The following is an 8,666-nucleotide window of genomic DNA, read 5'->3' as shown; positions in this document are numbered from 1 at the left end:
TCGAGGCTTTTAAATTGAAAAATCAAACGGTTGAATGGTTTGTGGAGCTGGTTGGTAGCCAGAAGCGTCGGTTAATCGTTTCTATGATTTTGGCTGTGATTTATGCTTTGTTGACTATCGTTCCTTATCTGATTATCTATCAAATGATCGATGGTTTTGTAAATGGCACTATAACTGGAACAAAAGAAGTGTGGTACTGGGTGTTGGCTGCCGGAAGCGCACTGGTTGCAAAGATGGCATTTCAACTATTATCCGGATTATTGTCACATAAAGCGGCTTTTCAGTTGTTGTTTGAACTCCGGCAAAAGCTGGTGGATAGTGTTGGCCGATTAACCTTGGGTGAAAGTAATAAGCAAGCTTCAGCGACGGTAAAAAAAATTATTGCCGATGATGTAGATAAAGTAGAAACATTTATAGCGCACCATATGCCCGATATGGCCGCAGCAATTGTGATGCCCATAGTTGCGACGCTTGCTTTGTTTTATATTGACTGGCGTCTGGCTTTGCTGGCTATTCTGCCTCTTCCGATTGCAATTTTCCTGCAAGTGAAGATGTTTAAAGGGTTTAATCAGCGGGTTGAACGTTATTATCAAGTGGTTGGTGATCTGCATATCTGTATTGTCGACTTTGTTAAATCGATTCAGGTAGTAAAAGCCTTCAATATAAAGGTGAGCTCCTATCAGAAATACCGCCAGGCCGTTGCAGCTCACCATGAACTGGTCACCAACTGGTTGCTGGATACTAAAACCCCGGCTGCGCTGTTTAAGTTATCGCTTGAACTCGGCTTCATATTTATACTTCCGGTCAGCGTATGGCTTCATGCAGAGGGTAGTCTGAGCTTGCCAACCTTGTTCGTTTTTATGCTGCTTGGAGTAGGGTTAATGCAGCCTTTATATAACCTGGTTGAATTTGGGGGCATGTTCAGCGAAATGTTGAAAGGGGTCGAGTCGATCCAGCGTTTCTGTACCCATAAACCGCAGCAGGAAGGTGACTCACTTCAGGCTGTAGTCAGCACAGATATTTGTTTTGATCAGGTGAGCTTTACCCATGATGGAGCCACGGACAAGACGTTGGATGAAGTCTCGTTTGTCGCCGAACAAGGCAGGATTACAGCAATCGTAGGCCCTTCTGGTGCTGGTAAAACTACAATTGCACAGTTGATCCCACGCTTTTTTGATAACCAGAGCGGAAGCATCCGGATTGGTGGTGTTCCGGTCCAGCAGTTTCCTTTAAATCAATTGATGTCGTTGGTGAGTTTTGTTTTTCAGGATGTGTTTATTTTTGAACAGTCAATTGCCGACAATATTCGTATGGGTAACGAGGCGCTTTCTCTTGCCGAAGTAGAAAGTGCAGCAATAGCCGCCTGTGCCCATGAGTTCATTCAGGAAATGCCGGATGGGTATCAGACTATCGTTAAACAGGGGAGTTTAAGTGGAGGGCAGGCTCAGCGGATTGCGATAGCAAGAGCGCTGGCTAAAAACTCTCCTATCCTCATTTTGGACGAAGCCACAGCCTATGCCGATGCCCGGAATGAAGTCCGGATTCAGCAGGCGATTTCCCGTTTAATGCGTGGCAGAACAGTACTCGTGATTGCTCACCGGCTCAATACCCTGACTCAGGTCGATAAGATCGTTGTGATTCAGGACGGCAGGAATGTTTCACAAGGTACCCACACACAGTTGCTTGCAGAGTGCGAATTGTACCAAGCGATGTGGAATGCTCATCAACGAACCAAGCAGTGGCGGATGACAGAGAAACAACTGACGCAGCAAAGCGAATTGTATTTAGTGGGAAAAGAGACATGTTGAAAATCAAAACATTGAAACGACTGACGGGCTCTTCCTTAAAAGGCCTTAAGTTCACAATAGGTCTGACGGTACTGGACGCTTTTTTTGCCTCGGCTCCGTATGGGTTTCTCTACTATATTCTGCTGGATATGCTGTCAGCCAATCCCAGTCTTCAATATCAGCTCAGCCTGGTAATGTGGTGTGTGATCATGATGGTAGCGCGCGTATTCCTGGCACGTGCGATTCATCTGAAGATTAATTTGATTGGCTTTGCTGCCGGGCGCCAAATTCGGGAACGACTGGGTGAGCATCTCAGAAAAATGCCGATGGGTTTTTTTCAAAGCTCCGATTTCGGCAATATTAACAATAGATTACTAAAAGATGTCGATCTCATTGAGCGGATCTTTACCCATCTCTATGCGCCTATGATCGCAACGGCTTCAGTGCTGATCTTTTTTGCACTGGGGCTGACACTGAAAGACTGGCGTATGGGTCTTGCGATGATGTCGACGCTCCCTCTGGCGGTGGTGGCTTATTGGCTGACACGCAACTATGCCCGAAAGTGGCAAGATCATATGCAGGGGTTGATGCACCAGCTCAACGATGCGGTGATGGAGTATGTGGATGGGCTGAAAGAACTGAAGTCCCATCAGATGGTCGGCAGTATGTTTAAACGTCTGGACTCGGTTTTGAATCAGACTCGGCAGAAAGCAATGAAAGCCGAGGTTGCCGCGGTCTGGCCAGTATATAGCTTTAATTTCCTGGTTGAGGTCGGGTTTATCGTATTACTGGTGGCTGTGACCTGGGCCTGGTTAGGGGAATCGCTGACCCTGGCTGAAGTGCTGCTGTTTTTGATCGCTGCGACGCGTTTCTTCCGTCCGTTGCTGAATATGTCGATGTTTCTGGCCGAACTGAACTTCCTCAACCTGGCTGTTGGACGGGTTGATGAACTGATTGCACTGCCGCAGTTATGCGGTGGTTCGAAAAGACCGAAATTGCAGGACATGACGGTTCGAATGGAAGACGTGAGCTTTTCTTATCCCGGTTCGGCCACTGTGTTTCAGCACTTTAGCCTCACTCTTGAAAGCGGGAAAATTACTGCATTGGTTGGCCCGTCCGGATCAGGTAAATCAACGGCAGCCTCCCTGATCGCGCGTTTTTGGGAGTTGGATGAAGGAGCGATTTGGGTTGGTGATCTGCAAAACCCGGTGAAACTGACCGAGATGGATGAAGAGTACTGGCTGCAACATGTTAGTGTGGTTTTTCAGGCCAGTTATCTATTTAACGACACCATTGCAAATAATCTGCGGGTCGCCAGACCAGGCGCGAGTGACGATGAATTATGGCAGGCGCTGGAGATGGCAAAGCTGGCTGCACGTGTGCGGGCTATGCCTGATGGGATGGAGACAGAAATAGGGGCGGCTGGGGTACATTTATCCGGAGGTGAGCAGCAGCGCCTGTCGATCGCCAGGGCGATGCTTAAAGATGCTCCCTTTGTGATCCTGGATGAAGCAACTGCATCCCTGGACCCTGAAAATGAATATGAGATTCAGATGGCTATACAGGCTTTGATTCAAAAGAAAACGGTTCTCGTGATTGCCCATAAATTATCCACGATTCAGCATGCGGATCAGATTGTGGTTCTTGACCAAGGCAAAATTGTTGAACAGGGGCAGCATAGTGAGTTGTTGGCCAATCAGTCCTTGTACCACGAGTTATGGCATCTGCAGCATCAGTCCCAGAGCTGGGTGTTGGCTGCCGGGTAGACAGGCCATGGATGAATCACGAAAAGGTCGAAATATTGAGATGTATACACATGAACTATCCGGACAGCAGAAGCAGCTGTCGCCGTCTTCGGGCCCAGGTAAGAAACTGATAGTTATACTCTTCTGCTTATACCTGACTCAGGGATTGCCCATGGGACTGGTATTTCATGCGGTCCCCACGTTGTTGAGATCTTCACAGTTGTCATTGGAAATGACGGCTATGGTCCCGTTGGCAGGTCTCTTCTGGGCACTGAAATTTTTATGGAGCCCCTTTGTTGATAACCACTGTATTGCTCGCATTGGCTATAGAAAGTCGTGGATCATTCCAATGCAGTTACTCATGGCGGGATCGATTTATTGTTTATCCTTCATTGAGATTGATGAAGCATCGCTATTCAGCCTGATGATATTTCTGGCAATCATGTCTTTTGCCGGCTCTACACAGGATATCGCCACGGATGGATTTGCGGCCGAGAATAGTCAATCCGACTACCTGGGGCTAATCAATACCATTCAGATGTCGGGAATATTGGTGGGTTTGTTGGTTGCCGGGCCGCTGGCATTGGTATTGTTTGAATATCTCGGTTATCACCACACCTATATAGCCTTGTCTGTTCTGGTGCTCCTGTCGTTATTACCGGTCTTGTTTTGGTCAGAAAAGGTTCGGGTGGGGCAGAGGCATCGAGCCGAAAAAGCGTCGCTCAGACTGTTTTTTCGTACACCGCTTGCAACATCGAGTCTGGTTTTATGTTCTCTGGTCACGGTTTACGGGGTGGTGATTCTGGCCATTTCGAGATTTATCCTGGTAGACGGGGGGTGGTCGATGACAGAGATAGGTACGCTTACTGGCGTGGCCCATTTGATGATGATGTTAGTTGGTTGTCTATTTGCGAGTGTGGTTATTCAATGGCGGGGATATCGCTTTACACTGGCAGCAGGACTGGTGATGGTCCTTTTCGGCGGAGGGTTGTGGCTTTGTTTGGCTCAGGCGTTGATTTCTGCGAATTGGTTTGTCTGGATGAGTGCGCTGGTTGTAGGTCTGGGGATGGGGTTGGTGGCGGTCAGCACCTATACCTACACAATGCGTTTTTCGCAGAGAACACCGCAGCCAGGGACGAACATCGCTATTTTTCAAAGCACTCAGACTTTGTGTGAAATTGTATTTTCATCGATTGCTACTTATGTTGCCGGCAGCCTGGGTTACAGCGTTGTTTTTGTTGCTGGGTCCTGTCTTGCGCTGCTGTGCCTGGTCGCGTTATTCAAGCTTCGTTATTACGCGCACTTTAATCAGCAATTAATGCCCGCTTAATTTGCGGGCCCCCAGCGCTGAATCTATCAGGGCTGGTTTCTTTTCTGTTTGTTTTTTTATCCAGCGTTCATCTGTTCCAAAAAAATCTCAATGATAATCAATCGCATTATTGACTTTGCATGACTGATTTGCAATACTGTGTTGCAAATTGGTTGTCTGGCGCTTTAAGAGTCCAGATTCGCGATTTCTTTGACACAAATTAATGCTTTCATCCCAACCAGTGCATAGCTGTTTTGTGCTCTGAATTCTTTATTCGGAGTCCCGCTTATTTTGATTTTTATCTTAATAGTATGAGGAATATAAGAATGTCTTCACGTTGGAAAAAAATCCCTCCCGTTTCTTTGGTCGCGGTTTTTATATCGGCTTCTTGTTATGCAGAGGAGGCGGAAAACCAGGTTTTCGAGATCGAACCTATCGTTGTGACCGCACAAAAAGTTGAGCAAGGATCTCAGGATGTTCCAGTAAGCCTGTCTGTTTTTTCTGAAAAAGAATTAGAAAAAAGAAATATCAGTGACACTTACGACCTGGTCAATAAGACTCCGAATTTAAGTATGATTAAATCCGGCAACCCTTCCGATGCCAGTTTTTTGTCCTTGCGAGGAATTACACCAACAATGGAAGGGTCGCAGACAGTATTGTTTCTGGTTGATGGCGTTCCCTATCTGACTTTTGATACAGATATTTTTGATGCAGAGCGCGTTGAGGTATTACGGGGACCGCAAGGTACTCTGTATGGTAAAAATGCCTCCTCTGGCGTTATCAATGTCATAACTAATGCCCCTGAATTTCGAAAAGAAGGAAGCGTTGGGCTCGGGGTTGGTAATTACGGCGAACTCAAAACGACTCTGATTTCCAATGATGCAATCAATAATGAACTGGCATATCGGGCGGCATTTCAGTTTGATAAGAATGACGGATATTTCACGCGCTCTACGGATGGCAATGATGAACTCGATGATGTGAATAATTTAAATGGACGCGTGAAACTTAGATGGAGTCCATTAGACTCAAGATGGGACATGATTACGACCATCCAGGGCCAGAAGCAGCGTAACGGAAACAATTCATTTGCATCGTTAAGTCAAATAAAATCCGACTCTCATAAAGTCTATTCGGACACAGACGGGTATAATGATGTTGATGTGTATACAGGATCGGTACGGGTCAGTCGACAAGGTAATAACGTTGATTTTACATCGACTACTGCGTATACATACGAAAATAAAGATAGCGAGCAGGATCTGGATTTTACCCCTCTTCCGGAATATCAAACTGTTTTAGATGTGATTTCAAAGCAGAAGCGATTTACGCAGGAGTTCCGTTTTAATTCAAAGCAGGATCAGGCATTGAGATGGCTGACTGGTATCTACTTTGAAAACGAAGATTCAATAAATGATATTGATTATTACTATATGGAGTACCCAATGGGTGACTCCTATTCAGATATGGAGTCACTAAACTACGCTGTATTCGGTAACGTCAGCTATCTTATAAGTGATCAATGGGAATTCGTTTCTGGTCTGCGTTATGACCGCTCAGAACTGGATTTCGATTATGCCAGTGGCGCGATGTCCGCTCAGTATACCAATTCTTACACGAAACTTCTGCCAAAAGTGGGCGTAAACTATTATGCAGGTGAAAATGTCATGGTTTACACCTCGGTTTCTGAAGGCTATAAGAGTGGTAGTTTTAACCCATTGGTACCAAGTGGAGTGGCGCCTGCCTATGATCCGGAATATACCATGAATTACGAATTGGGTATGAAGAGTCAGTGGTTGGATGGCCGCCTGACAGTCAATGGCGCCCTGTTCTGGATTGACTGGAAGGATCAGCAGGTTGAGCAGCAGCAATATCCTTATTCATATACCGATAATGCGGGTAAGACTGTCAGTCGTGGCGTTGAATTGGACGTTAGTTGGATGGCAACTTCTGATTTAAAGCTTTTCGCCAACGGCGGATATAATGATGCTCATTTCGATGATTACAATGTGTCTCGGTATGATGGTAGTGGTAATTATGTAGGAGATTATGATTATTCCGATAAAAGTCCGGCGAACACACCTGGTTATACTTATACGCTGGGCGCTGACTATACGTTTATGAATAATTATTTTGTAAATTTTGATTATAGCGTTATAGGAAAAATGTATTTTGATAATGAAAACACAGAAAGTCAGTCAGATTTTGGTGTGTTTAATGTTCGGACTGGTTATGCAGACAGTAGATATGAAGCTTCGCTGTGGGCTAAGAATCTTTTTGATGAAGAATATGTTACTCGTGCATTTGTCATGAACGATAATTGGTATGGCCGCTCCGGCGATCCAATGACTATGGGAGTTGATTTCAAAGTCAAGTGGTAGGTTCGTATATAGTTTTTGTTTTTTCGGTTGTATGTTTTTTGCGATAACATTAAATGTTTTCCGGGTAGGCATATTGGATATCTAGCCAGTATGTGTGCCTGGATTTTTTATTTGTATATCGTTTTTTTATTTTAAGGGTGTCGCTGGTGCCTAGATCGAGTGAATGTTTTATTGGTAAGTCTGAAGTTTTACATTTGGGAGGTGAGTTTATTTATGTTCGTTATTTTGATGTAATTAATTTTATTGAAAATGATATTTATCCATATGATATATTTTTGCCTTTGCAGCTAAATGCAGCGGCGGTCAAGCGTAAGGCTGAATTCATCGCCGGTAGAGTTGTAGCTTGTGATGCTATATGTGCGTTAGAAGAAAAACCGGTCCAACTCGATATTGGTGGAAATCGTGAGCCAATTTGGCCGAAAGGTTTTGTTGGTTCAATTTCCCACAATGATAAGTGTGCGGTTGCCGTTGCAAAGTATAGGGAGCCGGTGTTGCTAGGTGTAGATGTTGAAAATTGGATGTCTCAAGAGCAAAGTGTAGATTTGTCAGGAATTATTGCAGGGAGAGCAGAGGTTTCATTGTTGAAAAGTTTATCACTTTCTTATTCGCAGGGGCTGACGATTTTATTTTCGGGTAAAGAAAGTTTATTTAAAGCTATTTATCCGGTATCGCATCGATACTTTGAGTTTTCTGACTCAAAGGTGGTTTTTTGGAATGAGAAGTATAATTATTTTGTTGTTGAATTGTCATCCAGTGTTTTAGATATTTTGAGGCGGAATTTGGTGTTTAAAATTTTCTATAATTGTGAGCCAGGGCAGGTTTTTACATTGGCCATTTCTATAGTTGATTAGAATATTTTTTAATATACGTTAATGCTAGTGGTGTACTAATCGTCGTAGTCAAGATTCTGCCAGAACCTGATATTATTCAGATGGCCCCCGGTTTCTGGCCCTTCCGTGTACGTTCAGGGATATGTGGGCATTGCAATGATGCTGCAAGCGCTCCAACATACCTGCGTCAACCAGTCACGTCGCTGTATGGTAAGCAATCAAAGTACACCAGATGGAGTTTTCGTGATTCCGTGTCAAAAACAACTGCCCATGATTCTGGCTTTTGGCTGGATGTCGGTTGCCAGCGCTGATGAAGATTGTCTGGCGTCAGCCCAGACGGACCTGGAACGTATTTACTGTGAGGTTGTGGCGCGTGGTGGTGCGGGCCTGCCTTCTATGATGGATTTCAGGCGTAATGATTCAAGGGTGCAGGCGCTCTTGTTGCGTCAGCCGGCTAGGAGTCTGGGGCTGACATTGCCTGAGGTTTCCTCCATTCCTGAACCAGAGGTGGCCAGGCAAACAGAGGAGCCCGCGAAAGAATCCGGCTCTGAGCTTGCGATTACCCGAGTGTCGGTAGTTGTCAAGAAATCTGTCGCCTCTGAGGTCTTTTAGGC

Annotated in this window: 6 protein-coding genes; all 6 read left to right on the top strand. The window is 45.2% G+C overall.

From position 1 onward, the window contains the following. Positions 1 to 14 precede the first annotated feature (14 nt). The 6 genes from INT19_RS08095 to INT19_RS08070 all read left to right on the top strand — a co-directional run bounded on the left by INT19_RS08095 (position 15) and on the right by INT19_RS08070 (position 8,664). The gene (locus INT19_RS08095; protein WP_226912594.1) at positions 15 to 1,808 is read left to right on the top strand and encodes an ABC transporter ATP-binding protein; all 1,794 of its coding nucleotides are present in this window, start codon (positions 15 to 17) and stop codon (positions 1,806 to 1,808) included. Further along, positions 1,802 to 3,553 carry an ABC transporter ATP-binding protein gene (locus INT19_RS08090; protein WP_193060395.1) on the top strand — a complete coding sequence of 584 codons (1,752 nt, stop codon included), beginning with the start codon at positions 1,802 to 1,804 and terminating at the stop codon, positions 3,551 to 3,553. The genes INT19_RS08095 and INT19_RS08090 overlap by 7 nt, the downstream gene beginning before the upstream one ends. Before the next feature lie 7 nt (positions 3,554 to 3,560). Further along, positions 3,561 to 4,862, top strand: a complete 1,302-nt coding sequence (locus tag INT19_RS08085; RefSeq protein WP_319022184.1) for an MFS transporter — start codon at positions 3,561 to 3,563, stop codon at positions 4,860 to 4,862. Between the two features lie 305 nt (positions 4,863 to 5,167). Continuing rightward, entirely contained in the window at positions 5,168 to 7,222 is a 2,055-nt protein-coding gene (locus INT19_RS08080) for a TonB-dependent receptor (protein WP_193060393.1), read from the top strand. 146 nt (positions 7,223 to 7,368) lie between these two features. Beyond that, complete coding sequence (locus INT19_RS08075) at positions 7,369 to 8,073, top strand: 4'-phosphopantetheinyl transferase family protein (protein WP_193060392.1); 705 nt, start codon at positions 7,369 to 7,371, stop codon at positions 8,071 to 8,073. Positions 8,074 to 8,295: 222 nt separating this feature from the next. Further along, positions 8,296 to 8,664, top strand: coding sequence for a hypothetical protein (locus INT19_RS08070; protein WP_193060391.1), 369 nt, complete (start codon positions 8,296 to 8,298; stop codon positions 8,662 to 8,664). The last annotated feature ends 2 nt before the right edge of the window (positions 8,665 to 8,666 follow it).

It is taken from the genome of Halomonas sp. 3A7M, from assembly GCF_014897875.1.
In the GTDB taxonomy this organism is placed as follows: domain Bacteria; phylum Pseudomonadota; class Gammaproteobacteria; order Pseudomonadales; family Halomonadaceae; genus Vreelandella.
The sequence above is the reverse complement of the archived record's forward strand: the minus strand, read 5'-3'. Positions and strand labels throughout refer to the sequence as shown.